At 39.9% G+C, this 25,610-nt stretch carries 23 protein-coding genes and 1 tRNA gene; 17 read left to right on the forward strand and 7 right to left on the reverse strand.

The window, feature by feature from the left end; translation table 11 throughout:
• On the forward strand, positions 1-576 hold the full coding sequence (locus tag OQ267_RS11895; protein ID WP_265836094.1) for a 2'-5' RNA ligase family protein: 576 nt from the start codon (positions 1-3) through the stop codon (positions 574-576).
• On the opposite strand, the gene OQ267_RS11900 is transcribed toward OQ267_RS11895, so the two are convergent.
• Complete coding sequence (locus tag OQ267_RS11900) at positions 577-2,991, reverse strand: BamA/TamA family outer membrane protein (RefSeq protein WP_265836095.1); 2,415 nt, start codon at positions 2,989-2,991, stop codon at positions 577-579. It abuts the gene before it with no gap.
• On the opposite strand from OQ267_RS11900, the gene OQ267_RS11905 reads away from it, so the two are divergent.
• The 4 genes from OQ267_RS11905 (at position 2,982) to OQ267_RS11920 (ending at position 4,899) form a co-directional block, all read left to right on the forward strand.
• On the forward strand, positions 2,982-3,728 hold the full coding sequence (locus tag OQ267_RS11905) for a TrmH family RNA methyltransferase (protein WP_265836096.1): 747 nt from the start codon (positions 2,982-2,984) through the stop codon (positions 3,726-3,728). The genes OQ267_RS11900 and OQ267_RS11905 overlap by 10 nt on opposite strands.
• A 69-nt stretch (positions 3,729-3,797) precedes the next feature.
• Positions 3,798-3,871, forward strand: a tRNA-Cys gene (locus OQ267_RS11910).
• A 34-nt stretch (positions 3,872-3,905) separates the two neighbouring features.
• Positions 3,906-4,076, forward strand: a complete 171-nt coding sequence (locus tag OQ267_RS11915) for a hypothetical protein (protein ID WP_010602219.1) — start codon at positions 3,906-3,908, stop codon at positions 4,074-4,076.
• Between the two features lie 106 nt (positions 4,077-4,182).
• On the forward strand, positions 4,183-4,899 hold the full coding sequence (locus OQ267_RS11920; RefSeq protein WP_265836097.1) for a YoaK family protein: 717 nt from the start codon (positions 4,183-4,185) through the stop codon (positions 4,897-4,899).
• A 132-nt stretch (positions 4,900-5,031) separates the two neighbouring features.
• Here OQ267_RS11920 and OQ267_RS11925 read toward each other — a convergent pair whose 3' ends face one another.
• The 4 genes from OQ267_RS11925 to nudK form a co-directional block, all read right to left on the reverse strand.
• Positions 5,032-6,063: a quinone-dependent dihydroorotate dehydrogenase gene (locus tag OQ267_RS11925; RefSeq protein ID WP_088302041.1), complete on the reverse strand. Its 1,032-nt coding sequence runs from the start codon at positions 6,061-6,063 to the stop codon at positions 5,032-5,034.
• Between the two features lie 113 nt (positions 6,064-6,176).
• The gene (locus tag OQ267_RS11930; RefSeq protein ID WP_322974868.1) at positions 6,177-6,854 is read right to left on the reverse strand and encodes an NAD(P)-dependent oxidoreductase; all 678 of its coding nucleotides are present in this window, start codon (positions 6,852-6,854) and stop codon (positions 6,177-6,179) included.
• Between the two features lie 38 nt (positions 6,855-6,892).
• Positions 6,893-7,300, reverse strand: a complete 408-nt coding sequence (locus tag OQ267_RS11935; RefSeq protein WP_265818679.1) for an Rrf2 family transcriptional regulator — start codon at positions 7,298-7,300, stop codon at positions 6,893-6,895.
• A 105-nt stretch (positions 7,301-7,405) separates the two neighbouring features.
• A complete protein-coding gene (gene nudK, locus OQ267_RS11940; RefSeq protein WP_265818680.1) occupies positions 7,406-7,990 on the reverse strand; it encodes a GDP-mannose pyrophosphatase NudK in 585 nt (194 codons plus the stop codon).
• A 286-nt stretch (positions 7,991-8,276) separates the two neighbouring features.
• Here nudK and OQ267_RS11945 point away from each other — a divergent pair, with 286 nt between their 5' ends.
• From OQ267_RS11945 to OQ267_RS11970, 6 genes are all read left to right on the forward strand, one after another.
• The gene (locus OQ267_RS11945) at positions 8,277-10,184 is read left to right on the forward strand and encodes an ABC-F family ATP-binding cassette domain-containing protein (RefSeq protein ID WP_265836212.1); all 1,908 of its coding nucleotides are present in this window, start codon (positions 8,277-8,279) and stop codon (positions 10,182-10,184) included.
• 217 nt (positions 10,185-10,401) lie between these two features.
• Entirely contained in the window at positions 10,402-11,679 is a 1,278-nt protein-coding gene (locus OQ267_RS11950; protein WP_265836099.1) for a DUF5103 domain-containing protein, read from the forward strand.
• Positions 11,680-11,824: 145 nt separating this feature from the next.
• Complete coding sequence (locus OQ267_RS11955; protein WP_265836100.1) at positions 11,825-12,787, forward strand: formylglycine-generating enzyme family protein; 963 nt, start codon at positions 11,825-11,827, stop codon at positions 12,785-12,787.
• Positions 12,788-12,818: 31 nt separating this feature from the next.
• Entirely contained in the window at positions 12,819-14,138 is a 1,320-nt protein-coding gene (locus OQ267_RS11960; protein WP_265818683.1) for a Gfo/Idh/MocA family oxidoreductase, read from the forward strand.
• 6 nt (positions 14,139-14,144) lie between these two features.
• Entirely contained in the window at positions 14,145-15,137 is a 993-nt protein-coding gene (locus tag OQ267_RS11965; protein ID WP_265836101.1) for an FAD:protein FMN transferase, read from the forward strand.
• A gap of 30 nt (positions 15,138-15,167) precedes the next feature.
• Complete coding sequence (locus OQ267_RS11970) at positions 15,168-16,094, forward strand: hydroxypyruvate isomerase family protein (RefSeq protein ID WP_088302032.1); 927 nt, start codon at positions 15,168-15,170, stop codon at positions 16,092-16,094.
• A 439-nt stretch (positions 16,095-16,533) separates the two neighbouring features.
• On the opposite strand, the gene amyA is transcribed toward OQ267_RS11970, so the two are convergent.
• Positions 16,534-18,024 (reverse strand): alpha-amylase, encoded by a 1,491-nt coding sequence (gene amyA / locus OQ267_RS11975; RefSeq protein ID WP_265836102.1) that lies wholly within the window; start codon positions 18,022-18,024, stop codon positions 16,534-16,536.
• A gap of 243 nt (positions 18,025-18,267) precedes the next feature.
• On the opposite strand from amyA, the gene OQ267_RS11980 reads away from it, so the two are divergent.
• Both OQ267_RS11980 and OQ267_RS11985 read left to right on the forward strand, forming a co-directional pair.
• The gene (locus tag OQ267_RS11980) at positions 18,268-18,789 is read left to right on the forward strand and encodes an acyl-CoA thioesterase (RefSeq protein WP_029283387.1); all 522 of its coding nucleotides are present in this window, start codon (positions 18,268-18,270) and stop codon (positions 18,787-18,789) included.
• Between the two features lie 69 nt (positions 18,790-18,858).
• On the forward strand, positions 18,859-20,049 hold the full coding sequence (locus OQ267_RS11985) for a cation:proton antiporter (RefSeq protein ID WP_265836103.1): 1,191 nt from the start codon (positions 18,859-18,861) through the stop codon (positions 20,047-20,049).
• Here OQ267_RS11985 and OQ267_RS11990 read toward each other — a convergent pair.
• Positions 20,046-20,450 carry an EVE domain-containing protein gene (locus OQ267_RS11990; protein WP_265836104.1) on the reverse strand — a complete coding sequence of 135 codons (405 nt, stop codon included), beginning with the start codon at positions 20,448-20,450 and terminating at the stop codon, positions 20,046-20,048. The two genes, OQ267_RS11985 and OQ267_RS11990, sit on opposite strands and share 4 nt — an antisense overlap.
• An 85-nt stretch (positions 20,451-20,535) precedes the next feature.
• Between OQ267_RS11990 and OQ267_RS11995 the strand changes: the two genes are divergently transcribed.
• The 4 genes from OQ267_RS11995 to OQ267_RS12010 all read left to right on the forward strand — a co-directional run bounded on the left by OQ267_RS11995 (position 20,536) and on the right by OQ267_RS12010 (position 25,599).
• Positions 20,536-21,573 (forward strand): hypothetical protein, encoded by a 1,038-nt coding sequence (locus OQ267_RS11995; protein WP_265836105.1) that lies wholly within the window; start codon positions 20,536-20,538, stop codon positions 21,571-21,573.
• Between the two features lie 398 nt (positions 21,574-21,971).
• A complete protein-coding gene (locus OQ267_RS12000) occupies positions 21,972-22,445 on the forward strand; it encodes a hypothetical protein (protein ID WP_265836106.1) in 474 nt (157 codons plus the stop codon).
• Between the two features lie 261 nt (positions 22,446-22,706).
• Positions 22,707-23,918 carry a DUF4297 family anti-phage-associated protein gene (locus OQ267_RS12005; RefSeq protein WP_265836107.1) on the forward strand — a complete coding sequence of 404 codons (1,212 nt, stop codon included), beginning with the start codon at positions 22,707-22,709 and terminating at the stop codon, positions 23,916-23,918.
• Between the two features lies 1 nt (position 23,919).
• Positions 23,920-25,599 carry an ATP-binding protein gene (locus OQ267_RS12010; protein ID WP_265836108.1) on the forward strand — a complete coding sequence of 560 codons (1,680 nt, stop codon included), beginning with the start codon at positions 23,920-23,922 and terminating at the stop codon, positions 25,597-25,599.
• The last annotated feature ends 11 nt before the right edge of the window (positions 25,600-25,610 follow it).

Genomic DNA, 25,610 nt, shown 5'->3' on the forward strand with positions numbered 1-25,610 from the left:
ATGGAAAATTTATACTTAGTTTGTCTGGTTCCGCCTCCTTCAATTGTGGAAGATATCGATGAAATCAGAACTTATATTTCTTCAGCATTTAAGGTTTATGAATCCCTGAAGCGCCCTGCACACATTACACTTTATAACCCGGTGAAAATTACGTCTTCGCAGATGGAAGACCGTTTTTTCAATGCGCTGTCTTCTACGATCTTTCAGGATGCTTTTATTCAGGTGCTCTATAATTTCAGTTCATTCCCAACACACACCTTCTATCTGGATGTAGCACAAAATGAAGGCATTATGTTTCTTCAGGCGCAGATTAAAGCTGCTTTAAAACCTTTAAAGTTATTGATGGAAAAGGATAACTTTAAATTTACGCCACATTTAACATTGGCCTTCAAAGATGTAAAGCCTGCTGTTTTTGAAGAGATCGTTAAAACATTTAAAGACCGGAAGTTTAAAAGAGAATTTTTAGTAACCGGATTTTCCGTTTATAAGCATATAAATAAAAGATGGCAGCCATACAGAGAATTTCTGTTTAAAAACCCCAAAGATAATCCAAACAACTTTGATCTTTTCAGTTAATTAGAACGGCATTCCGATTCCAAAATTATATTGAACAAAACGATAAGTATCTGGCGAGTGGGTAGCATTATAACTATCCTTAAATTCTTTTGTTCCTGAAAATAACTTACCAATTACCCATTGATCGTTACCTGAAAACTGAGGATCTTTTAGCTTTATGCCAACATCAAAACGAAAAACAAAATACTGCACATCGTACCTGAAACCAATACCTGTTCCAATGGCTACCTGTTGAGCTAATTTGCTTAATTTAAACAAGGTCTTTTCCCGCTCTGCCTCATCAACATTAAATATAAAGCTTGAATTATTCAGGTTCCAAACGTTACCTGCATCAACAAAAGCGGCTCCTTTTAGTTTGGCTCCCAAAAAATTCCTCACCAGGGTACAGCGATACTCAAAATTGGTTTCAATTTTCATCTCTCCCAATTGATCCAGACCAAAAAAAGCTTTACGTGCTTCCGGAGTGGAAATGACTTCACGATTGTAATTACCGGGCCCTAAAGTTCTGGCCTGCCATGCCCTGATCCCGCTTGATCCTCCGGCAAAAAACAGCTTTTCAAACGGAATTCCATAATTGATGGCATTACCGTAAGCATATCCGACCCCTGCATTTAACCTGGCAATAAATTGTTTTTCTCCGCCCAGGTGCTTGTACCATCTCAAATCAACTTCAGGTCTGACATATTGATTAAAGGGCAAACCAAAAATTTTGGCTGTATTGCTCCTGTTGGGGTCACGTTCTGCGCCTGTAATACTGGTTATGGCCTGTAGTAAATTACCTGCAATATCAATTCCCCCTCTTAAATAAACAAACGTGCGGTATTGATTTAGCTTGTCGTTGTTTAAAGTGTAAACGTATTTCATTCCCAGCGTAAAATCTTTCCGGTTCAGTAATGCAGCGTAATAAATATTGTTATTTAAAGTAACAGAATCTACACCCGGCTCAATATTTCCAAACCGGTATTCAAAATTCAATGGCGTAAAAGAATGAAGCTTTGATTTGGTTTCGAACCAGTCATAAGTTACGGAATTAATAAATATATTTCTGACAGAAATGTCCTTTTGCAGGGCATAGATATAACTTGACGAAAAAGTCGTATGTGGCATTCCGTTCCCGCCCAGTTCAGGATTATAGAAAGGAATGATTAACCTGGGTACAGAAATACTGGCACTTACTGAAAAATCGCGCTGATAAATATCTTTAAAAGGCTTCGAGCCATTTCCTATACGTGATTGCAAGCCACCTTTAACCTGTAGTTCGAAACGTTCAGCCCCCCTGAACAGGTTATTATTAGTGTAGGTATTACTGAGGTTAAAGCCCACTGTACCGCCATTAAAGGGCACCTCCCCTTCTACCCGATTACTCATTACCTTTTGTGGTGTGAGTAATATAATCGGAATAATTTTATTGGATGTGCTGTCGCGGTTATAATAATCGATTTTTACATTTTTAAAAATGTTCAATTCATAAAGACGATCATAAGTTAAGTTTTCATTCCGGATATCAAACATATCACCCTTTTTCAGAAAATCATATCTTACAATTGGATTTCTTCTGTATCTTTTAGAAAAATCAGTAAAAATAATACCCCCAACAGTATCTTTACTCAATTTACTTCTTACAGAATCGGGAAAGCCATCCGGACTGGGTGCAATAATCATATGCGTATAATCGATGTTATACTGTTTATGAGGTCCTTTAGGCGGATCGGTAATGTTTAATCTTAAATCAACTTTTTCAGGTTTTTCTGTTTCGATCACATCAAAATTTACATATGGACGAAGGAAATAAAAATAGCCGTTTTCTTTCATTACCCGATAAATCTGCTCACGCTCATAGGTAAGTGAATCAACATCATATTGCATGCCTTCGTGCAAACGTGAAAAAGTAGGCTTGGTGCTATGGTAAACACTTTTTACACTCGGAGTAAATATTGAGTCTGATATTTTATCAATATAGGAGGGTTTCCCCTGGCTGGCCTTAAATCTGATTTCAGCCTTTTTATTTTTCACCGCTACATCTGCGGTAACCTTTGCTGAAAAATAACCTTTACCTGCTAAAAACTTTTCAATCTGATTTCTGGAAATTTCAACCAGCGTGCTATCTAAAATGGCTGGCGGTGTACCAAATGGTTTTATATTATTGGTTTTATAACGTCCGTCCTTCGTGTTAAAAAGATTATACAGCGGTACATTGATGCTAAAGGCAGAAAGCGGCCTGATATCCTTCTGTACATAATTGTATGCCTGCTCTTCAAATCTTTTATCCACACTATCAATGGTTACCTTTTTAACAATTGACTGATCATCGGCAATGTATTTTGTGGAGGAACAGGCCTGTATTAAAACAATAAATAATAGTAATATTGCAGGACTTTTCAGTTTAGAATATATAGAGGATTGATATGCTTTCAAAATCACAGATTAGTTTTATTAAATCATTACATCAAAAAAAGTATCGTAAAGAAAATGGGCTGTTCCTGGTTGAGGGCATAAAATCGATCAAAGAATTTATATCATCAGATTACCGGATTGACACCATTTACTACATTGGTGAGCAATATCAACATTTACCCAAATTACCTGCAAATATAAACTTATTTGAAGTAAACAACGCTGAATTAAGCAAGATTAGTACTTTACAAACCCCGCAAGGTTTTTTAGCCTTAGTTAAAATACCCGAAACTAAAACAGCCACTCAAAAAGACCTTAAAAATAAATTCACACTGGTACTGGATGGCATTCAGGACCCTGGAAATATGGGTACCATTATCCGAACGGCAGATTGGTTTGGTTTTGAAAATATCATTTGCTCAATAGATACAGTTGAGGCTTATAATCCTAAAACGGTACAAGCCACCATGGGCTCCCTGGCTCGCGTTAACTTATTTTATGAAGACCTGCCCGTTTTACTGGCGAATACTGATATTCCGGTTTTTGGTGCCCTGCTGGAGGGAAATTCCATTTACAAAATCAATTGGGGCCAGGAAGGATTGGTGGTACTCGGCAATGAAGGGAAAGGAATTTCAGCTGATGTGATCAAAAAAATCAACTATCCTGTAACTATCCCCCGGATTGGGGCGGCAGAATCATTGAATGTTGCCGTAAGCGCGGCTATTTTTTGCACTGAAATCGTGAGGGTTAAAAATTAAATATATATTTATTGCGATATTATTTGCGGACTTAGTAATAATTGCTATTTTTGCAACCTTGAATTTAAAGGTCGAGTGGCCGAGTGGCTAGGCAGAGGTCTGCAAAACCTTCTACAGCGGTTCGAATCCGCTCTCGACCTCCATTTGTACAAATAAAATAATTAAAAGGTTATTACCATGGCAGTTACCAGATTAAAAAGAAAAGACAGAAGAAATAAAAATACAGCTCACCAAGAGGTAGCATTTTTAAAAAGAGCAACTAATATCGAGTTAGGAAGCCGTTCTGCTCAACCTAAAAACGATCAATTGGCTAAAAACAATGCTGTTTTAGCTGGTTTAGCAAAATAGTTTTTAGAAAGAAATTCTTCTTAAAGATTTAAAGCATCCTTCTGATCAAAGGATGCTTTTTTATTGGTTAAAATTTGATGTAAATTTATAGTATCAATAAAATTAAATGTTTACGCATCACGGAAAATCAAGAACATTAAGTCATAACCTAAAAATTGCTTCTCTCTTGTCTTTCGTTGCCGGTGTGGTAAATGTTGCCGGTTTTTTAGCCGTCCAAAAATTAACCACAAATGTTACTGGTCATTTTGCATTTTTTGTAGATGAGGTTTTTAAACTTCATTTTGGCGCGAGCATGGCGTATTTTCTTTATATCTTCTTTTTCTTTTTAGGTTCATTTACATCCAGTTTTTTGATAGAAATCATATCCAGAAAGAACATGCGCTATGTTTTTGTTATACCTACCATCATAGAATGTATTATCTTATTTCTTGTTGCCTTATTCGGCAAAACGTTAATTACAGAAAACCCGAATTTAATTGCGTGCAGTTTATTATTTGCCATGGGGTTACAAAATTCATTAGTCACAAGAATTTCTGGCGCACTTATTCGCACTACCCACTTAACTGGCTTATTTACAGATCTCGGCATTGAACTTTCACAATTATTTTTTCGCAAAACTGAAGAGCAAAGAAGAAAATTAATCACAAACACGCAATTACGATTAAGAATAATCTGCTTCTTTTTTATTGGTGGTGTTATTGGTGGCCTCACTTACCCTGCTCTTGGCCTGCACAATTTATTCATACCAACCATAATTTTAATATTAGGCTTATTTTACGATACGCTAAAGTTCAAAATCATTCATTGGAAAAGAAATCATTAACAGGAGAAACTGTTTTAAGATGAACAAACAACCTTAGAGATTTTACATTTAAATTGATCTGCTGACTTAAAATTCTAGATGCGTCAGTAAAAGATGTTTACTGAAGGCAATCTAAAGAATAAACAGAAAACTTTATTTTATCAGCGACTTGCAGATGGATTTAATTAACCCCGGGCCTTCATAAATAAAGCCAGTATACAGTTGAATCAGACAAGCGCCAGCATCCAGTTTTTCTTTTGCATCTTCAGGAGAGTGAATGCCACCCACGCCAATAATCGGGAAAGCTTTATTTGATTTTTCGGAGAGGTATCTGATCACTTCTGTAGACCGCTCTTTTACCGGTTTACCACTTAAACCACCCGTTTCCCCTGCTAAAACTTTTTCAGTAGCTAAATTCGCTCTGCTGATGGTGGTGTTGGTGGCGATAATACCGGCAATATTGGTTTCTGCAACAATCTCAATAATATCATCCAATTGGGCATCCGTCAAATCAGGTGCTATCTTTAATAAAATCGGACGTGAAATATCATTTTTGCGGTTACGTTGCTGGAGGGTATTCAGAATGTTTTTTAGTGGCTCCTTTTCCTGCAATTCGCGAAGACCTGGTGTATTGGGAGAACTCACATTCACGACAAAATAGTCTACTACATCAAAAAGCCGATCAAAGCATTTAATATAGTCACTTACCGCATCTTCATTTGGCGTAGCCTTGTTTTTACCAATGTTTCCGCCAACTACAATATCAGGATGCCTGTCTTTAAGCAAGCGCAAACGCTCAGCCATCACATCCACACCTTTATTGTTAAACCCCATACGGTTGATCAGTGCCTCATCATTGGGTAAGCGGAACATCCTGGGTTTATCATTGCCCGGCTGTGGCATTGGGGTAACGGTACCGACTTCCACGAAACCAAATCCAAGGTTACTCAATGCTTCTACATATTCACCATTCTTATCAAAACCAGCGGCCAATCCAACCGGATTTCTGAATTTAATGCCGAAAACCTCTTTTTCCAGACCTTTGATGTTAATATCAAAACTGCTCCGGATGATGGTTTTGCCTAAAGGAAACTTATCATTAAACCATTTGAGCCGCTTAACCACAAAGTAATGCACATTCTCAGGGTCAAATTTGAAGAAGATTGGTTTAATCAGGCGATACATGCCACGAAGATAAATAAAATATGGAAAAAAAGGGATGATGTAATACGGAAATCGGACAATCGCTTACCCTAATCCCGACACCACATCACCACTTTTCAGGCATCCTGTATTTTTTAGTATGCTGCTGTAAACTGTTCTTGATGATGTGCATTTTTTTCCAGCTCATCGGCAATTACAATGGATAAATCCTCAACAGATAATATCGAACGACCTTCTTCATTAAAAACCGGAGAAGTTTTGCCCAAACGGTACTTACCCGTGCGGCCAATGGTAATCCCAGGATGCATTTCAATGGCTGGACTAAAAAATACCCAGTCCAGATCTGTTTCTTTTTTTAATGTGTTAAAGTAATCCCTAACCGCAGTGGCACCAGGTTTAATATCTGCAGGAAAATCAGGTCCATCTACCAACTGGTGACCATCGATTTGTAAAGTACCGGCACCCCCAATAAAAATATAACGTTTAACACCTGAAGCTTTAACACCTGCCTGAATAGCCTCAGCTCCTGCAACCGTATCTTGATAAAGGTTTGGATTGGTCCAGCCCGGATTAAATGCACTTACCACTGCATCTGCACCCTTTAAAGCCGCAGCTAATGCATCAGTATTTAATACATCAGCGGCAACTTTTGTTACTTTTTCATCTGTACTTTCAATTTTATCGGTGTCACGGGCAATGGCGATTACCTCGTTTCCGCGACTTACCAGTTCATTCAAAAGGGCTTTACCTACAAAACCCGATGCGCCAATCAATGCTACTTTCATGTTTTTAAAATTTAATTGTGATTTAATATTGTAATAATTTTTATTACAGTTACGGTTAAAAAATTTTAATTGAAATTCAAGGCAAAATCTGCCAGTGTTTGTTTAGACAGGTTTTCAATCAGAGCCTGTTCAGCCTGCGTATACAAATCTGTTAAATGCTGATTGATCTGTCTTCCTATCGGGCATTTCGGATTGGGATCCTTTTTATGCTGCCCCAAAATGTGATCTGATTTTACAGCAGTATACACTTCCCCTAGATTAATATCTGTCGCATTCTTCGCTAAAAAAGAACCGCCGCCTTTCCCCTCTTTGCTATCGACAAAGCCATGCTTGCGCAGGTTCATAATTTCTTTGCGCACCAGCACCGGATTAATGTTAATGCTTCCGGCCAGGTATTCCGAACTCATCACCTGCCCTTTCGCATCATGGAGCAAAGTGAGGATATGCAGGGAAACTGGAAACCGGCTGTTCATCTGTAATATTTTTTGTTACAGTACAAAGATAAGCAGTTTCCCTGCTTTTCAAAATTTATTTATTCTTTTGCTGAAAAGAATCATAGCCTTTGTTATCTGGCATCCTTAATCCAATAAATGATGAAGCTGCGCATATTGTAAAAGCATTATGGTTTTTCCATCTTTAATTTCGCCTGTTGCAATCATGCTAACTGCATCATCAAAAGACATTTCCAACACCTCAATATTCTCCTGTTCTTCATGGTGTCCGCCGCCATCACCCACTTTCATTTCTTTTGAATATTCAGCCACAAAAAAATACAGGATTTCCGTCACAGAACCCGGCGACATGTAGGCTTCGAACACCTTTTTTACATCTGTAATTTTGTAACCTGTTTCTTCTTCTGTTTCGCGTTTAATGGCAGTTTCAGCATTGTCCTGGTCCAGCAAGCCGGCACAGGTTTCAATCAGCATGCCGTTTTCATTCCCGTTTACATAGGTGGGAAGGCGAAACTGACGGGTCAAAACAACGGTTTTTGCCTGTTTATTATAAAGTAAAATGGTTGCACCGTTGCCCCTGTCGTAGGTTTCGCGACTCTGGGTCTCCACTGATCCATCCTTTTTATGGTATTCGAAAGTAACTTTATTTAAGGTATACCAGTTATCTGACAACAGTTCAGTGTCAATGATCTTAATGTTTTCGTTGTTCATATCAATTGCTTTGCGCCCAAATATATTACTAATCTTGAGTTCACTTCACTCAAATAGTACATAATTTAACTGATCATTCATTTCCATCAGCGATCGCGTCACTATTTAAAAAGAAGGGCAATGGCAAGAAGTTAGGGTACAATCGTAAACCAGATGCAGTTAATTGCAGGCAAGACACAGCCTGATCTTATTCCATTTACTTATAAAATGGACTAAAATTCTTTTCATTTCCAATTTCATTTTGAAACTAAAAAAAGCCTTTAAAATTTGTACTTTTGCAGCCGAAATGATTTCAATAAATAATTTAACATTCCTGATTGGCTCCAGAGCCTTATATGATGAGGCCAACTGGCACATTAAACCAGGAGACAGGGCTGGCTTAATTGGTGCAAACGGAACGGGAAAATCCACACTTCTAAAAATAATTGTGGGCGAATACGCACCGAGTTCGGGTACAGTTTCCATGTCTAAAGACCTGAAAATCGGTTACCTCAACCAGGATTTACTCTCTTACGATTCACACCATAGCATTCTGCACGTGGCCATGGAAGCTTTTGAGCGCCAGAACAAGCTGCATGATGAAATTGAAGAGCTGCTTAAAAAAATAGAGACAGATTACAGTGAGGAAGTTTTATATAAACTGAGTGATAAACAGCAGGAATTTGAGGCACTTGATGGTTACAACATCGAATACAGGGCCAATGAAATTCTGGCTGGTCTGGGTTTCAGTACAGCCGATCAGTTACGTCCGCTAAATACCTTTTCAGGAGGTTGGCGCATGCGGGTAATGCTGGCTAAAATTCTTTTGCAAAACCCTGATATCCTCCTGCTGGATGAGCCGACCAACCACATGGATTTACCATCCATTAAATGGCTGGAAAACTATTTAATGGGTTTTGAAGGTGCCATCGTCATTGTATCACACGATAGGTACTTCTTAGATAAAATTGTAAATCGCACCGTTGAATCGCGTAAAGGTAAGTTAACGGTATATGCCGGTAATTACAGCTTTTATGTAGAAGAAAAAGCATTACGCGGGGAGATCCAGAAAGGCGAATTTAAAAACCAGCAGGCGAAGATTAAACAGGAAGAGCGTTTAATTGAGCGTTTTAAGGCCAAAGCTTCAAAGGCTAAAATGGCTCAATCACGCATGAAAGCCCTGGATAAAATGGAGCGTGTGGATGATGTAGATGATGATAACCCAACGGTAAATTTCAGCTTTAAATTTACCAAACCATCCGGTCGCCATGTGGTCCGCATTGAACATGCTACCAAGCATTACCCGAATGTGCACATCCTGGAAGATGCAGAGGCTGTGATTGAAAAAGGCGATAAAATTGCCTTAATCGGTGCCAACGGAAAGGGTAAATCCACTTTACTGAGGATGATTGCAGGCACGGAGAAATTTGAAGGTTTCTGCGAAACCGGGCATAATGTAACTACCACTTTCTTTGCACAGCACCAGCTGGAATCCTTACACCTTGAAAATTCCATCCTGGAAGAATTACAGGCATTTGCGCCAAAACACAGTGATACCGAATTGCGCAGTATTTTAGGTTGTTTCCTGTTTACCGGTGATGATGTGTTCAAAAAAATTAAAGTACTGTCGGGTGGAGAGAAATCACGTGTGGCCTTGGCGAAATCCTTAACCACAGATTCGAACTTCCTGATTCTGGATGAGCCGACCAACCACCTGGACATTCAGTCGGTGAACATCCTGATTCAGGCATTGGAACAGTTTGAGGGTACTTTCATTGCGGTATCTCACGACAGGTATTTCCTGGATAATGTGGCCAATAAAATCTGGTTTATTGAAGGCGAAAAAATTAAGCAATATCCGGGCACGTATGAGGAATATGAAGAATGGAACAGCAAACGTGAAATTCCGGTTTCAAAACCGATACCGGTAAAGATGCCTGAAAAGCAAAAGGAAGAACCTAAACCTGCTACGCCAAATACCGCCAGTCAGCTAAAAAAACTGAATGATGAATTGAAGAAAACAGAAACTTCCATTGCTGAACTGGAAACATCCGTAAAAAATATTGAGGCAGAACTGGCTGATGAAAATGTTTATGGCAAAGCGGATAAACTGGCAGAAGCAAATAAGCGCTATTTAGCAACCAAAAAAGATCTGGATCAGCATCAGGCTAAATGGGAAACCTTAGCCGCTGAAATTATGGAGCTGGAAGGTTAAATAATTTTTAATATTGACGGAAGCCACAGGACTATTTCTGTGGCTTTTTTTTATCAAGTTCAGTAAGTCAATTCTACCAGCCAAATCATCCTTGAGAAGAGGTTCTTCAGCCGACGAAGCCATCTCTTTTGCAGGCCCATCAAAGGGAAATCGCTTCAGCAGATGAAAGATCTGCTTCTCAAAGACGACTTTACGATGAATCTCACTACATTTACTTATGCAAAAACTGATCGTCATCCTTTTATTTTTTATCTCTTCCCTGGCCTTTGCGCAAAACAAGCAAACTTTCAGCAACGAGAACAAAATATACCTGCCCAACATCAAAACGGTAATTTGCTATAACCATTTAAAAGAGCAAAGCATCCCGGTAATTACGTTGAATTCGGCAGAAAAAATCATGCTGACTTTTGATGACCTGCTGGGTGGAACCAAAAATTATTGGTACACGATTGAGCATTGTACTTCCGACTGGCAATCTTCCAGAATCTCCACCACAGATTATCTGGATGGTTTCAATGATGACCGCGTCATTGATTACCGCTATTCCTCAAACACCGTCAGAAAATATACCCATTACGAAATCAGCCTGCCGAATACACAAATCCAACCGAAAATCAGCGGCAATTATATGCTTAAAGTTTACCTGGACAACGATAAAAGTAAGCCTGTTATTTCACAGCGTTTTTATATTCTGGATAGCCAAGTAGCCGTTGCGGGCGAGATCACCAATCCCGTACAGGTGGCAGACCGGAACGCATGGCAGAAAATTAATTTCAGCATCAATTATACCATGCAGATTGCAAATCCTTACCAGGACATCAAAGCAGTGGTGATGCAAAATTTTGATCCGAATACGGCAGTGGTTAATACCCGTCCGGCTTTTATCCGTCCGAATCAGCTGGTTTACAACGATATCAACACCAATGATTTTCCGGGAAATAACGAATTCAGAAAATTTGATACCAGAAGCCTGCGGTACAAAGCAGAAAATGTAAAAGACATTTACCGCGACAACCAGACGGTAAATGTAATGCTTTTCAGAGATGCACCCCGAAACACAGGTGCTTTCGGTAATCAGTTTGATGAAAACGGCAACTTCTTTATCCGCAACACCGATGGCAGGGATGATAAAACAGAATCAGAATACATCGATGTACTTTTTACCCTGAATGCTGCCGCACCAGGTGCCAATGGCGAGGCTTACGTGATCGGCCGTTTTAACAATTATGCACTGAACAAAGAAAATCAGCTGATTTATGATGCTGACCGAAAGCAGTTTTATACAACCATCTTAATGAAACAGGGCTTATATGATTATGAATACACCTGGCTGAATAAAGATACCAAAACAGTAGAAACCCAGCCATTTGAAGGATCATTCTTTCAAACAGAAAACAGTTACCAGATCTTTGTTTATTATCGCCGCCCGGGTGCACGCTGGGATACCCTGGTGGGCTACACCAGTTTAAGCAATAAGATTCCGGAAGGCAGATAAAACCTTTTAGCATAAATAATAATTGTCATTTACACCTTTATTGTTACATAAATTTTCTTCATTTTAAAATGGGATAATTACTTTAGTCATCAGATTATTGAGTAATTTAAAAACACCTGTTAAAAGGTGTGTCTAACCAATCTATATGTTGAAGAGAATTTTTGCACTGGCATTAATCATCACTGTACACGGGCAAAACTTTGCCCAGGATTCAAAGTCATACACCCAATCCATCAACGGAACCAAATTAAGCTTTGATATGCAGGCCATCCCGGCCGGCACTTTTAAAATGGGCAGTAAAAACGGCAAGCCAGATGAACAACCCATTCATGAGGTTAAGCTGGATGCTTTCTGGATGGGTAAACATGAAGTAACCTGGGATATTTTTGAACCCTTCCTTTACCGGGATTACGAGAAACAAGCCAGTATCGGTGCCATTCCTGCAGAAGTAGACGCCGTTACCCGCCCTACTAAACCCTATTTAGACATGACTTTTGGCATGGGCAAGGAACATCAGCCTGCTGTAGCCATGACCCAGTACAACGCCATTCAATTCTGCAAATGGCTTTATGTACGTACCGGTGTGTTTTACCGCCTGCCCACCGAGGCAGAGTGGGAATATGCCTGCCGGGCCGGTACCACCACTGATTATTCTTTTGGTAACGACCAGGCCAACCTGAAAGATTATGCCTGGTATAAAGCCAACAGCAACAATAAAACGCATCCCGTGGGACAAAAAAAAGCCAATGCCTGGGGGCTGTTTGATATGCACGGCAACGTTAGCGAATGGACATACGACCAGTATATTGCTGATTTTTATGCCAGAGATCAAGCAAAAGTGGCGGTTAATCCCGTGGCCATCCCCAATCAGCTTTACCCGAATGCTGTTCGCGGTGGTTCGTATGATGAAACACCGGAAAACCTCACCTCTGCTGTACGGCTGGCTTCAGACCCCTCCTGGAAACAACTGGACCCGCAAATCCCTAAAAGCAACTGGTGGTTTCCTGAAGCACCCTTTGTTGGCATCCGTTTAGTTTGCCCGGCCAAAACACCGTCAAAAGCTGAAATTGATGCCTATTACAATAAACAACCGATTAAAGATTTATAATACCAATTGACCAAACCAATATAAACCAAGCATGAAAAAAGAACCAAACGTACACGAAAGACGCGATTTTTTAAAAGCCTCTGCCCTGCTGGCCGGTGGCGCCATTTTAAGCAGCATCCCCCTTGCAGGTGCTTATGCAGCGGGTAGCGATACCATCAAAATTGCACTGATCGGTTGTGGCGACCGCGGAACAGGTGCCGCATTCCAGGCGTTAAGCACCAAATTCAATTTAAAATTAGTGGCCATGGCCGACGCTTTTCAGGATCGGCTGGATAGCAGTTACCAATCGTTAAGCAGCAAGTTTGCCGCCAAAATGGATGTCCCGAAAGAACGCCAGTTTGTCGGTTTTGATGCTTATCAGAAAGCCATCCCCCTGGCAGATGTCGTTTTGCTGGTCACGCCTCCGGGTTTCAGGCCCATTCACTTTGAAGAAGCGGTAAAACAAGGTAAACATGTATTCATGGAAAAACCGGTTGCCGTAGATGCACCAGGCATCAGAAAAGTATTGGCCGCAGCAGAAGAAGCCAAAAAGAAAAAGCTTAACGTGGTGGTGGGTTTACAGAGAAGATACCAGAGTAATTACCGTGAAGCCATGAAACGCATTCAGGATGGTGCCATCGGAGACATCGTTTCCGGCCAGGTATACTGGAACAGTGGCGGGGTTTGGGTTCGTCCGCGTACGGCGAACCAGACAGAGATGGAGTATCAGATGCGCAACTGGTATTATTTTAACTGGTTATGTGGCGATCACATCGTAGAACAACATGTACATAACATTGATATCGCCAACTGGATCACCGGGCAGCACCCCATTTCAGTAGAAGGTACAGGAAGCAGGGCCTGGCGCACCGGAAAAGACTATGGTGAAATTTATGATAACCATGCCAATGAATTTACCTATGCCAATGGCGCAAAGATTTATAGCCAGTGCAGGCATTTTGAAGGCACCCGAAACCGGGTTGATGAAAGCTTCCAGGGGACAAAAGGAAAAGTTTACCTATCGGCGGGTAACCAGGCCATTATCTGGGATGCCAGCGGAAAGGAAATTTATAACCATAATACCAAAGGGAACGCCAACCCCTATCAAACCGAACATGATGAACTTTTTGATGCCATATCAAAAGGAGAATATAAATTTACCAATGCCGACTATGGTGCCACAACCACCTTTTCAGGCATTATGGGGCGTTATGCCACCTATTCGGGCCAAACCATTAAATGGGATGAAGCCCTGGCGGCAAATAACAGCTTAATGCCCGAGCGTTTCGCCTGGGATGCCAACCCGAAATTAATGCCTGATGAGAATGGCCTCTATCCTATTCCTATGCCGGGTAAAACCAAAGTTTTGTAAGGTCCTATGTATAAAATCCTGTTCCTGTGTTTACCTGTACTTTTTGCTTTATTTTCTGTAGATGAAATGAAAGCATACAAAATCAGCGGACTGGCACAGGGAACAGATTATACCATCTTATATTATGCAAAGGATAGTGTGGCAACCAAAAGTGGTATTGATAGTTTATTAAAAGTGATTGATCAGTCGATGTCTTTATACCAGAAAGGTTCGCTGATCAATCAGTTTAATGCTGCAGAGAAACAAATCCGAACAGATCGTTTTTTAAATGCGGTGTTGCAAAGAAGTTTTGAAATCAATGCCGATACGAAAGGGATATTTGACATTACTGTTGCGCCGCTGGTGCAGGCCTGGGGTTTCGGACCCAAGCAGGTCAGCACGGTGCCGGATACCGCAGAGATCAAATCCATCCTCCAATGTGTGGGCATGCAAAATCTTAAACTGGAAAAGGGTATACTCACAAAAACAAAGCCCTGCATCCAGATTGACTTAAACGGCATTGCCCAGGGTTACAGTGTTGATTTAATTGCCGCTTACCTGGATCAGAAAGGAATTAAAAGTTATGTCGCTGAACTGGGCGGAGAAATCAGGGTTGCAGGCCCAAAGCCAGATGGTTCGCCTATGAGAATCGGGATTGAAGGTCCCGATCAGAACGATGCACCATCCATCAGGCATATTGCGGTTTTAAATCAGGGCGCCATTACCACTTCGGGCAACTATAGGAAATTTCACCAGAGCGGGAAGAAAAAGATTTCGCACCTGATCAATGCCCAAACCGGCTATCCTTTGGAAAATGAAATGATCAGTGTAACGGTTTATGCGACAGATGCCATAACCGCTGATGGCTATGACAATGCCTTAATGGGCATGCACCTTCAGGAAGCCCTGAAATTTGTGGAAGAACGTCCAGATCTGGAAGCTTACTTTGTGTACCACCAGCCAGATGGTGCGATTGCCGATACCTTAAGTACAGGATTTAAAAAAATATTAAAACATTAAAACCGGCTTTTACATTTTAACCACCCCTAAATGAAAAGAAGTGAATTTATAAAAAGCAGCCTGCTTACAGCGGGCGCACTTACTGCCGGCGCAGGCATTACCAATACCTTTGCCGCCGGGAAATCCGATCCATCCGCAGCAGATAAAGTGTTCAATATGGATTATGCCCCGCACCAGGGCATGTTTGAAAACCATGCCGGCAAAAGTTTCCTGGATCAGATCCAGTTTATGTATGATAAAGGCTTCCGTTCCATTGAAGATAACGGTTACCTTAACCGACCGGTAGAAGAACAGGAAAAAATCGGAAAACTGCTGACTAAACTCGGTATGCGAATGGGGGTTTTTGTGGTAGATGGCGGCGACAACTGGAAAACATCGCTCACCACCGGTAAAAAAGAGTTTAAAGATAAATTTATCGCCACCTGCAAAAAATCGGTTGAAGCGGCCAAACGCTGCAATGCCAAATGGCTTACGGTGGTTCCGGGATTTTACGAGCGCAATTTACCCTACGGCAATCAGTTCGCCAATGTGATTGATGCCATGCGTGCCGGAGCAGAAATTTTTGAACCGCATGGCTTAGTCATGGTGCTTGAAACCTTAAGTGATACGCCTGAGTTGTTCCTGCAGAAAACCAATGAAACCTATGCCGTTTGCAAGGCCGTGCAAAGTCCGTCGTGTAAAATTCTGTACGACATTTACCATATGCAGCGCACCGAGGGTGATTTAATTAAAACCATCGATCGTTGCTGGGATGAGATTGCCTATATCCAGATTGGCGATAATCCGGGCAGGAAAGAACCAACCACCGGAGAGATTAATTATAAAAACCTGTTTAAGCACCTGCATGCCAAAGGCTATAAAGGGGTAATGGGCATGGAGCATGGCAATTCAAAAGGTGGGAAGGAAGGCGAATTAGCCGTTATAGCCGCATACCGGGCGGAAGATAATTTCCTGTAGGGTCCGGCATGGTCAACTCAAAGCGTCGTTGCCATGACGAATTTAACGTAGGTCGTCATGGCAAACCGAAGTATGGGCTGAGCGATGGCGTGAAGCAATCTTTATAGTGAGCCATATCAAACAGATGGCTTCGCCCGCTGAAAAAGCCGCCTCGCCATGACGAATCCCCACAAAAAACCGTCATTGCGAACCGAAGTACGGGCTGAGCGATGGTATGAAGCAATCTTTATAGTGAGCCGTACCAGACAGATGGCTTCGCCGGCTGAAAAAGCCGCCTCGCCATGACGAATCCCCACAAAAAACCGTCATTGCGAACCGAAGTACGGGCTGAGCGATGGTATGAAGCAATCTTTATAGTGAGCCGTACCAGACAGATGGCTTCCCCGAAGGATCGGGGCAGGCTGCTATACCTCCACGCCACGACGAGTTTGGGAGCAACTTACCCCATTTTCAATACCCATACCGATACACTTCCGGCATTGCAATGAAATTCGGCACAGCCTTTTTCATCAATAACCACTTCCTGCGACCGGTGACCTAAGGCATCGACAAAGGTTTTACCGGCGAAACGCGTTCCTATCTCCATGGTTTTGTATCCTTCCTCACTGTTGCTCAACACCACTGCAAGGCCACTATTTTCGTGATCATCATCTCCACCCCGGGTCCAGCCCACACAGTTTCCATGGTCGAAATAATCATGTTGTTCACCATAGGCAAGCGCAGCCCTGATTTTACTCATCACCTCCACCTCAGGCAAAATGGCCAGTTCAATATGGACCTCATCCCCTTCCTTGTCTTCATCATCATAAATTCCGCCATATATATCCGGAAAGAATAAACATGGAATACCCTGTAAACGCAGCAGGATAATCGCATAGGCCATAGGCCTGAACCAAAAATCAATATAACTTTCCAGGGCCTGCAGCGGTTGAGAATCGTGGTTATCCACAAAAGTAACTGCCGATTCCGGTGCCACCTGCACCAGGGTATTGTCAAAAATAGTCCGCATGTCAAAGGTATTCCCTTCTTTGCTCGCCATGAAAAAGTTATGGTGCAGTAAAGAATCAAAAATCTGCGTCCGCCCTTCCATCAGTTTGATATATTCCAGCTGCGATTCATAATTATCGACATTCCAGTCTTCTGCCACAATAAAAAACTGCTTATTAAAGGTTGTATCCAGGTGTGCAATCCATTCTTTAATAAAATCAGGGTTGATGTGTTTCACGGCATCCAGCCTGAAACCATCAATGTTGGTGGTGTTAACTACCCATTCCCCCCAATATTTCAATTCTTCTACCACTGCCCGGTTACGGAAATCAATATCACTGAACATCAGGTAATCATAATTTCCAAGCTCTGTAGAAGGCACCTCTTCAAAGCCCTCACCCACAAAATTCTGGATGGAATAAATGGCAGTTTCTTTACGGTCTTCCGCCCAGTCTACCCCACTGAAACATTGATGATCCCAGATAAAAGCAGAATACCTGCCCTTCCTACTGGGAAAGGTAAACTTCGTCCAGGCTTCAATTTCAAAAACATCACTGGTAAATTCGTTCCGGTTTTCAGGGTTTACCGTTCTTACCTTTACTTTCTCCACCTCATCTGCCCCTGCTTTGTGGTTAAAAACAATGTCAGCAATGGCAGTGATGCCCTGCTGCTGCAAAGCCCGGATGGCCGCCAGGTATTCGTCCTTTGATCCATATTTGGTATTGATGCTTCCCTTTTGGTCAAACTCCCCTAAATCGAACAGGTCATAAATGTCATAACCAACAGAATACCCACCGGTACTGGCCTTATAGGCCGGAGGCAACCAAACACCCGTTACGCCGATTCCTTTCAGGTAAGCAGCCTCCTTCGCCACTTTGATCCATAAGTTTTCTGATTCATTGTAATACCAATGGAAATATTGAATGAGCGTTTGATTCTGCATGTACGACTGTTATTTTCAGGGTAAATATACGTTTGTTTGGCGATAGTCAGAGAGAACGTGATGCAGGATTAGTGCCGGGTATTTTGGGTTAGAAGTTTAGCAGTTAAGCAGGTGGCAGGCTGGTAGCTTAGCACGAAAAAAATGCACTCATCAGCAATATGTTCCCCTAGCCCATACTAAACCACTAACCAATGCTCACCCAACCAAACAACTAACCGTCTTTTTGATTACTTTTGCTGGATTATGAGTCTGAAAAATAAATTTGCCAGAGAGAGTTTTACCATCATGAATGAACTGGTATTACCCAATGATACCAATACGCTGAATAACCTAATGGGCGGCCGGTTACTGCATTGGATGGATATTGCGGCAGCCATTTCTGCGCAGAAACACTGCAACCGGATTGTGGTAACCGCCTCTGTTGATAATGTATCTTTCAAACACCCCATTAAACTGGGTGATGTCATTACCATTGAGGCGAAAGTTACCCGGGCTTTTAATACTTCTGTAGAAGTGCGTTTAGATGTATGGGCAGAAAATATCCCAAGCGGTGCACGCCAGAAAAGCAATGAAGCTTATTATACTTTTGTAGCGCTTGATCAGAGTGCCCGGACCATTCCTGTACCCGAGCTGATTCCGGAAACGCCCGAAGAGCTGGAACTTTTTAACGGTGCCTTACGCCGCAGGCAATTGCGACTGGTTTTGGGTGGAAAAATGAACCCTGATGATGCCAGCGAACTGAAAGCCCTCTTCTTTAAAGCCTAAATTTTACATCAAACTTCTTTCTGCTTCATCTGTTTGTCTTATTTTAGCAGCTTATCATTCGCAAAAAATATGACAACCTATACCATACTGATTATTTTAAGCGGATTGGTCATCTTCTCCTATCTGTTTGACTTAGTGGCCAGTAAAACCAAAGTACCGTCGGTTTTACTGTTGCTTTTACTGGGTATTGGCCTCCGCTTCCTGGTTGATTACCTGAACATCCATACCTTTAATTTCCTCTCCATTTTACCTACACTCGGCACCGTAGGCTTAATCCTCATTGTTTTTGAGGGTTCACTGGAGCTGAAATATGACCGCGAAAAAAATAAAATCATCAAAAGTGCTTTCTTCTCTGCCTTAACCATTTTGCTGGGCACCGTTACCATCATTACGCTGATTATTTACCAGATTACCCATAAAGATTTATATACCTGTATTGCCAATGCCATTCCGTTCAGCGTAATCAGTTCGGCCATTGCCATCCCCTCTGCGGCGGCCCTGGGGAAACAGGAGCGGGAATTTGTGATTTATGAATCTTCCTTTTCTGATATTCTCGGCATCATCCTGTTTAATTTCGCCATCACCAACCATTCCATTACCACATCGGCCTTTATTGGCCTGGGCCTGAGTACCTTTTTGATTATTCTCTTATCGGCAATTGCCTGCGTAGTGCTGCTTTATATTATGGGCAAACTGATGCACCATATTAAATTTTTCCTGATCATTTCCATTCTGATCCTGGTTTACGCCATCGGGCAATCGTACCATTTATCGTCATTGGTGTTAATTCTGAGTACCGGATTGTTTCTGAACAATGCTGATACCATTCAGAATGCCTGGTTCAGGGGGGTGTTTTTGTATAAGAATCTTACCGCCGATTTATCCCAACTTTATCAGCTTTCAGCAGAAAGTGCCTTTATTTTACGCACGTTTTTCTTCGTGATTTTTGGCTTCACCATGAACATTAGTGAGCTGAACGATAAACCCGTACTGGCCAACGGACTTTTTATCCTGATCACCATTTATGCCGTCCGTTTTTTCTTCCTGAAGGTTTTCAAAAAGGGTGCGCTAACCCCCATCGCCTATATTGCGCCCCGCGGACTGATCAGTATTTTGCTCTACTTTAACCTGCCTGCTTCGCTGAAGATTCCGGAGGTGGGTACGTCCTTTTTATTCCTGGTGGTATTGGGCACCAGTATTGTCATGACGCTGGGCATTACCTTAAGTAAAACCAGAACGGAAGAGATCCCTACGGCTTAACTGCCCATTTCTAAAATTTTATCAAATTCAGTAGCTTTTAACGGCATGACCGATAAACGCCCCTGGCGCACCAATGAGATATCAGAAAGGCTGGGCTCTGCTTTAATCTGCTCCAATGTTACCGGGTTTTTTAATGATTCTACGGGTACCAAATCGACCACCACCCAGTTTTTATCATCCGTGGTAGGGTCCTGGTAAGCTTCTTTCACCACCTTCGCCACCCCCACTACATTTTTACCTTCATTGCTGTGGTAATACAGCACCAAATCACCTTCTTTCATGTCCCTGAGGTTGTTTCTGGCCTGGTAATTCCGAACGCCATCCCAAAAGGTACGGCCATCTTCATTAAATTTTTCCCAGCTATATTTAAAAGGCTCTGATTTCACTAACCAATGGTTCATCTTATTCTTTATTTAAAGGGCTTTAAAGGCATATTATTGGTTCAATTTTCGAATTGGCTACAAAAGTGGCGACAAAAGCAACTTTATGAAACAGTCAAAGCAATCCCAACTTATCCACATTTGGGAAGATTATGAATTCTATTTAAGCATCCCGAAAACCTTTACAGGTTCTAATAAGCCCTATGTTTATTTCTACTATTTAGACCCCAAAACTAATAAATCTGCACGGATTAGGAAATACATTGGAAAGAATGATGGGAATATAAAATTGATTAGGGATGAAGCTAAGAAACTCATATTAGAATTGGTCACATTACTCGACGACAATTGGAACCCTTTGACCAATTTACAAAACGAAGAGGTTATAAACTCAACTACATCGATTGAAGAATGCATTTCATATTGGATAAATAAACGTGAAGATGCCCTTAAAAATCAATCGATAGCTAAGAAAACGCTAAAGAATAACAAAATTTTGATGATGCATTTTAGGTCGTTTCTCGACAATAATAATCTTACCCACATTAAAGCAAAAAACATAACTAACGTACATGTAAAGGAATTTGTCGATACTAAAGCATTTGAAAGAAACTGGGGTAAAGTAAGCTACAATACTTACCTTATTGACCTTGGTACATTCTTCAATTATTTAAAAGACCTGAAGATCATCAAAGAAAACCCATGTGATAAGGTAAGTAAGAAAGTCACTCGTTATGATTCTACACGTTTTAAAGTTTTCGAGAAAGAAGAATTACTACTGGTTTCATCACTATTATCAAACGACAAGCGTCATTTCGGCTTATATGTAGCGACTAAGCTACTTTTCAAATATAACATCAGACCGTTGGAATTAACAAGGCTTCAAATTGCTGATTTAAACTTGAAAGACGAAGTACTAATAATACCGCCATCAAAAACAAAAAATGGTAATGAAGCCCGATTTAAACTGGATAGAGACACTTTAAACCTTTTAAATCAGTTAATAGGTGGTTTTCCAAAAGAATGGTTTGTTTTCGGTGGAAGAAATAAACCAGCATATTTACAGGTCTGTTCCGACTATTTTGGGCAAAACTGGAGGTTCTTTAAAAGCAAACACAATCTCCCGTGTCATTTAAAGCTTTAGCCAGTGGTGCATCGGTTAAGGCACTGCAAACCCGATTAGGAAGATCGGTACTACGCCATGTCTAATGCCATTTAAAACACACGCCATCACATTCGTTCTGTCATGGTTTTAATTTTGGCAAAGCGGATGGCTTCGTGAGCCTTCTCTCTATCTTTATCTAGGATTTGCTTCGCTTCATCCTGGATAAATCTAGTCAGGCTCTACTTTTCAGCTCACCTGCGCAATCAAAAATGCTGCACAACTGTCACGATATTTGGTGCAAATATCTTGCCAGTCGCTTGTGTTAAAACATAGATCGAACCTCATTGCTACGCAATTACCAGTTCTCACACATTTTCTCAGTTCGCAGCCAGTGAGCACATTAAAACTTATCCTATATTTATACAGGACTACTCAATATGAAACTTCAAAAAGCATCAACACAAAGTCACGAATCAGTAATTAAACTTTACATAGACAAATCAATTGCAGAGCTGTCTCATATAAAACCATATTGGGCATTTGGTGATGACGCAGATAAAGTACTCAATAAGATTCAACTACCAATACATAAAACATATAAGATATTCGAAGTATATACCAATGAACTTATTGAAAATGCCCTCTTCTACGAAGTTAATTTGGATACATTATTCACCACAGATATAACCAACAATTACAGGATTGCTCGCATATTATATAACTGGGAAAACACCACCCATTTGGATCCTCCAACAATAAGTTTAAGAGATAATAATAAAGAACTTTCATTCATAGATGGAAGACATCGAGCAAAGGTTTCCTATTTGCTTGGATTCAAGAAGATTCCAATTGCAGTAGAGAACATCGACATTGAAATGATTCGCAGAATAATAACACTTAACGAGTATTAATTTCACTCGATTCTCCCTAAATTTTTATTATATCGTTCTACCTTACCGCAACCTCTTTCTCAATAGGTATAGGATATGCATACTTAGATTTGTGTATTTATGGTTTCCCGTATCCACCTTTCTTTTTTCTTCATACATTAGTAAACTAAATAAACCGTTATGCTCCATTTTAATTTACTCCGCCTAATTCATAATAATAACCTCTCATTCTGTTCACAATTGATCGCCGAATAGTTAGTAAAAATTCAAACTCATAATAAAATGACAGATAGAACTGCTATAGACACAATAAAGGGTTATTTCTATCAGTTCGACTATGCCATTTCTGAATTATTAGAATTAGACCTAGATACAGATACGATTATTATTGAAGGCATTGAAGATGTCGATGTAAGTACGGCAACAGATGAATTGGCAATTCAATGTAAGTATTACGCAAAAACAGAATATAATCATTCAGTTATTGCGAAGCCTATCAGACTAATGCTCGACCATTATAAAGAAGTAACGAATGGTAATAAGAAAAGAATAAATTATAAACTCTATGGGTATTTTCAATCAGGACAGGCTAAGCTAACCTTGCCTATTGATACAATTTTTCTTAAAGACTATTTCCTAACCTACATTGAAAACAAAGTAAAACATTGCCACCATACAAAGCATAATTTATCAGATGCAGAATTAAATGATTTCCTTTCATTACTTACCATAGATATTTCGGCTTTAGAGTACCAATTACAAGTTTCAAAAATCATAACCCTATTGATGAAGCAGTTTAATTGTCAGGCATTTGAAGCCGAACACTTTTTTTATAATAATGCTCTAAAAGTAATAAAAGATATTGCTGTTGAAGGCGATATAGCGAAAAGGAAAATAAGTAAGCTGGAGTTTCTAAGTAAGATTAATTTCAAAAGAGTTCTATTCAATGAGTGGTTTATTACCTATAAAGGAGAGTCAAAATTATTTGCAGAATTGCGAAGCCAATACTTTACAGGCTTGAACATCTCACCTTATGAACGCCTTTTTATAATAGAAATTCCAAATACTAATTATCTAAGGGCAGAAATAAAGGATTTGATCTTAACAATTTCCAAAAAATGGTCGAAACTTTCTACACGAGAACCACAGCCGTTCTGCCCGTATATTTATCTGCATAACATTCTTCCGCAAGAATTGCTCGAACTGAAAAAGGAGCTTTTTTCAGAGGGCTTCCAATTCATAGATGGATTTGACTTTGACGGTTCGGATTTTAATCCAAAATCTATATTAAAACCGGCTAATAGTAACAATTCTATTAAAATTAAAATACTCAACAAATTTGAACATATAGATTTAACCGTTAAAGAAATCACCAAAACCAAAGAAATTTATCAATTCTATAACACCACCCCCTTTTTTGACATTAAATACCAAAATGTAAAACAAGTTGAAATTCAATTTTCATTACTAACTGACATCAAAAAAATCATATAATATGGCAGATGAATTAGAAAAAATAAATGCGGAAGTAATTGCAGTTTATCCTGACAAAATAAAAGTAATTGTTGACAACCTAGAAGACTTTAGATTAGCCGGAGAAGCCCTACAGGTTGGTTCCTATCTTAAAATTTCAGATAATGAAAATGCTATTCTAATGGCAATAATTGAAAACTTTTCGATTATTGTGAACGACAAAGGAAAACGAGATTATGCAATAGAAGCGCTTCCTTTAGGGATGATAAAAAACGGCAAATTTATTAGAGGCGGTGATTCATTAGCAATTCCACCGAAGAAAGTTGAGCCAGCAACCGAGGAGGAGATTAAGAAAATATATGAGCAATCGATTGAAGCTAAAGAGAAATTTACTTTTGCTTCGTTATCCTCTAATCCGAACATAAGGATATCGGTAAATGGAAATAAGTTTTTCAACAAACATGTTGCAATAGTTGGTTCAACAGGTTCAGGAAAATCGCATACCTTATCTACTATAATCCAGAAAGCAGTCTCGGAAAAAAATGGAGATTTTTCAATTAACAATTCTCACGTTATTATCTTTGATATTCATTCCGAATATAAATCGGCATTTCCAGCAGCTAATTTTATTGACATTAAAAACTTGGTGCTACCCTACTGGCTTTTAAACAGTGAAGAACTTGAGGAATTCTTTTTAGATACAGAAGCTAATGATCATAATCAAAAATTTATATTTAAGGAAGCCATAGTTTCAGACAGGAAAAAGCATTTCAAAGGAAACGATGCAAGCAAAAAGAAAATCCATTATGATTCACCTTTGTACTTTGATATTGATTATGTTTTAGAATATGCAAAAGCAAAAAATACCGAACTAGTTGATTCAGGTGAAGTTTATGCCGCTAGCAATAAAGAAAAAGCGGGACAACCAAAGCTTACAAATGGAAGTTTAAACGGAAAGCTTACCAACTTTGTAAATAGGCTAGAAAATAAAATAAATGACAATCGACTTGACTTTTTACTTGCACAAAAATCCAAAGAAATAACTTTTGAAGAAACATTGAATCAACTCATAGGTTATCAAACTGAAAAACAATCTAATGTAACGGTTATTGACTTAAGTGGTGTTCCTTTCGAAGTTTTGAGTATTACGGTTTCATTAATTTCGAGAATGGTTTTTGAGTATGGTTATTTCTATAAAAGGCTCAGAAGTGCCAAAGACCCAAATGAAAAAATAAATAACGACATTCCAATTTTACTTGTTTATGAAGAAGCTCATAAATATGTTCCAAATAGCGATCTAGTTAAGTATCGGTCTTCTAAAAAATCAATTGAACGAATAGCTAAAGAAGGTCGAAAGTATGGCATTACCTTACTTCTTGCAAGTCAAAGACCATCGGAAATTTCGGAAACAATTTTTTCTCAATGTAATAATTTTATAGCCATGCGTTTGACCAATCCTGTCGACCAAGGTTACGTAAAAAAACTTCTTCCAGACACATTGGGAACACTTATTGACACAATGCCATCTCTAAAACAAGGAGAAGCACTACTAGTTGGTGAATCAATTATTTTGCCTTCTATTGTTCAAATAGATAGGTGTATTAATGAACCATCATCTAATGATATACCATATTGGGAACTCTGGAAAGAAGAGTGGAAAAACATGAGCATTGATGAAATTAAAAATGAGTGGTATTCCTAATTTAATACAGA

It is taken from the genome of Pedobacter sp. MR22-3, from assembly GCF_026240075.1.
Lineage (GTDB): Bacteria > Bacteroidota > Bacteroidia > Sphingobacteriales > Sphingobacteriaceae > Pedobacter.

Coding starts and splice junctions, on each gene's coding strand:
- OQ267_RS11990 (WP_265836104.1), bottom strand. CDS start 20,450: ATGAACCATTGGTTAGTGAAATCAGAGCCTTTTAAATATAGCTGGGAA.
- OQ267_RS12005 (WP_265836107.1), top strand. CDS start 22,707: ATGACAGATAGAACTGCTATAGACACAATAAAGGGTTATTTCTATCAG.
- OQ267_RS11980 (WP_029283387.1), top strand. CDS start 18,268: ATGAGTCTGAAAAATAAATTTGCCAGAGAGAGTTTTACCATCATGAAT.
- OQ267_RS12010 (WP_265836108.1), top strand. CDS start 23,920: ATGGCAGATGAATTAGAAAAAATAAATGCGGAAGTAATTGCAGTTTAT.
- OQ267_RS11935 (WP_265818679.1), bottom strand. CDS start 7,300: ATGAACAGCCGGTTTCCAGTTTCCCTGCATATCCTCACTTTGCTCCAT.
- OQ267_RS11905 (WP_265836096.1), top strand. CDS start 2,982: ATGCTTTCAAAATCACAGATTAGTTTTATTAAATCATTACATCAAAAA.
- nudK (WP_265818680.1), bottom strand. CDS start 7,990: ATGAACAACGAAAACATTAAGATCATTGACACTGAACTGTTGTCAGAT.
- OQ267_RS11945 (WP_265836212.1), top strand. CDS start 8,277: ATGATTTCAATAAATAATTTAACATTCCTGATTGGCTCCAGAGCCTTA.
- OQ267_RS11955 (WP_265836100.1), top strand. CDS start 11,825: ATGTTGAAGAGAATTTTTGCACTGGCATTAATCATCACTGTACACGGG.
- OQ267_RS12000 (WP_265836106.1), top strand. CDS start 21,972: ATGAAACTTCAAAAAGCATCAACACAAAGTCACGAATCAGTAATTAAA.
- OQ267_RS11925 (WP_088302041.1), bottom strand. CDS start 6,063: ATGTATCGCCTGATTAAACCAATCTTCTTCAAATTTGACCCTGAGAAT.
- amyA (WP_265836102.1), bottom strand. CDS start 18,024: ATGCAGAATCAAACGCTCATTCAATATTTCCATTGGTATTACAATGAA.
- OQ267_RS11895 (WP_265836094.1), top strand. CDS start 1: ATGGAAAATTTATACTTAGTTTGTCTGGTTCCGCCTCCTTCAATTGTG.
- OQ267_RS11970 (WP_088302032.1), top strand. CDS start 15,168: ATGAAAAGAAGTGAATTTATAAAAAGCAGCCTGCTTACAGCGGGCGCA.
- OQ267_RS11965 (WP_265836101.1), top strand. CDS start 14,145: ATGTATAAAATCCTGTTCCTGTGTTTACCTGTACTTTTTGCTTTATTT.
- OQ267_RS11950 (WP_265836099.1), top strand. CDS start 10,402: ATGCAAAAACTGATCGTCATCCTTTTATTTTTTATCTCTTCCCTGGCC.
- OQ267_RS11960 (WP_265818683.1), top strand. CDS start 12,819: ATGAAAAAAGAACCAAACGTACACGAAAGACGCGATTTTTTAAAAGCC.
- OQ267_RS11915 (WP_010602219.1), top strand. CDS start 3,906: ATGGCAGTTACCAGATTAAAAAGAAAAGACAGAAGAAATAAAAATACA.
- OQ267_RS11985 (WP_265836103.1), top strand. CDS start 18,859: ATGACAACCTATACCATACTGATTATTTTAAGCGGATTGGTCATCTTC.
- OQ267_RS11920 (WP_265836097.1), top strand. CDS start 4,183: ATGTTTACGCATCACGGAAAATCAAGAACATTAAGTCATAACCTAAAA.
- OQ267_RS11995 (WP_265836105.1), top strand. CDS start 20,536: ATGAAACAGTCAAAGCAATCCCAACTTATCCACATTTGGGAAGATTAT.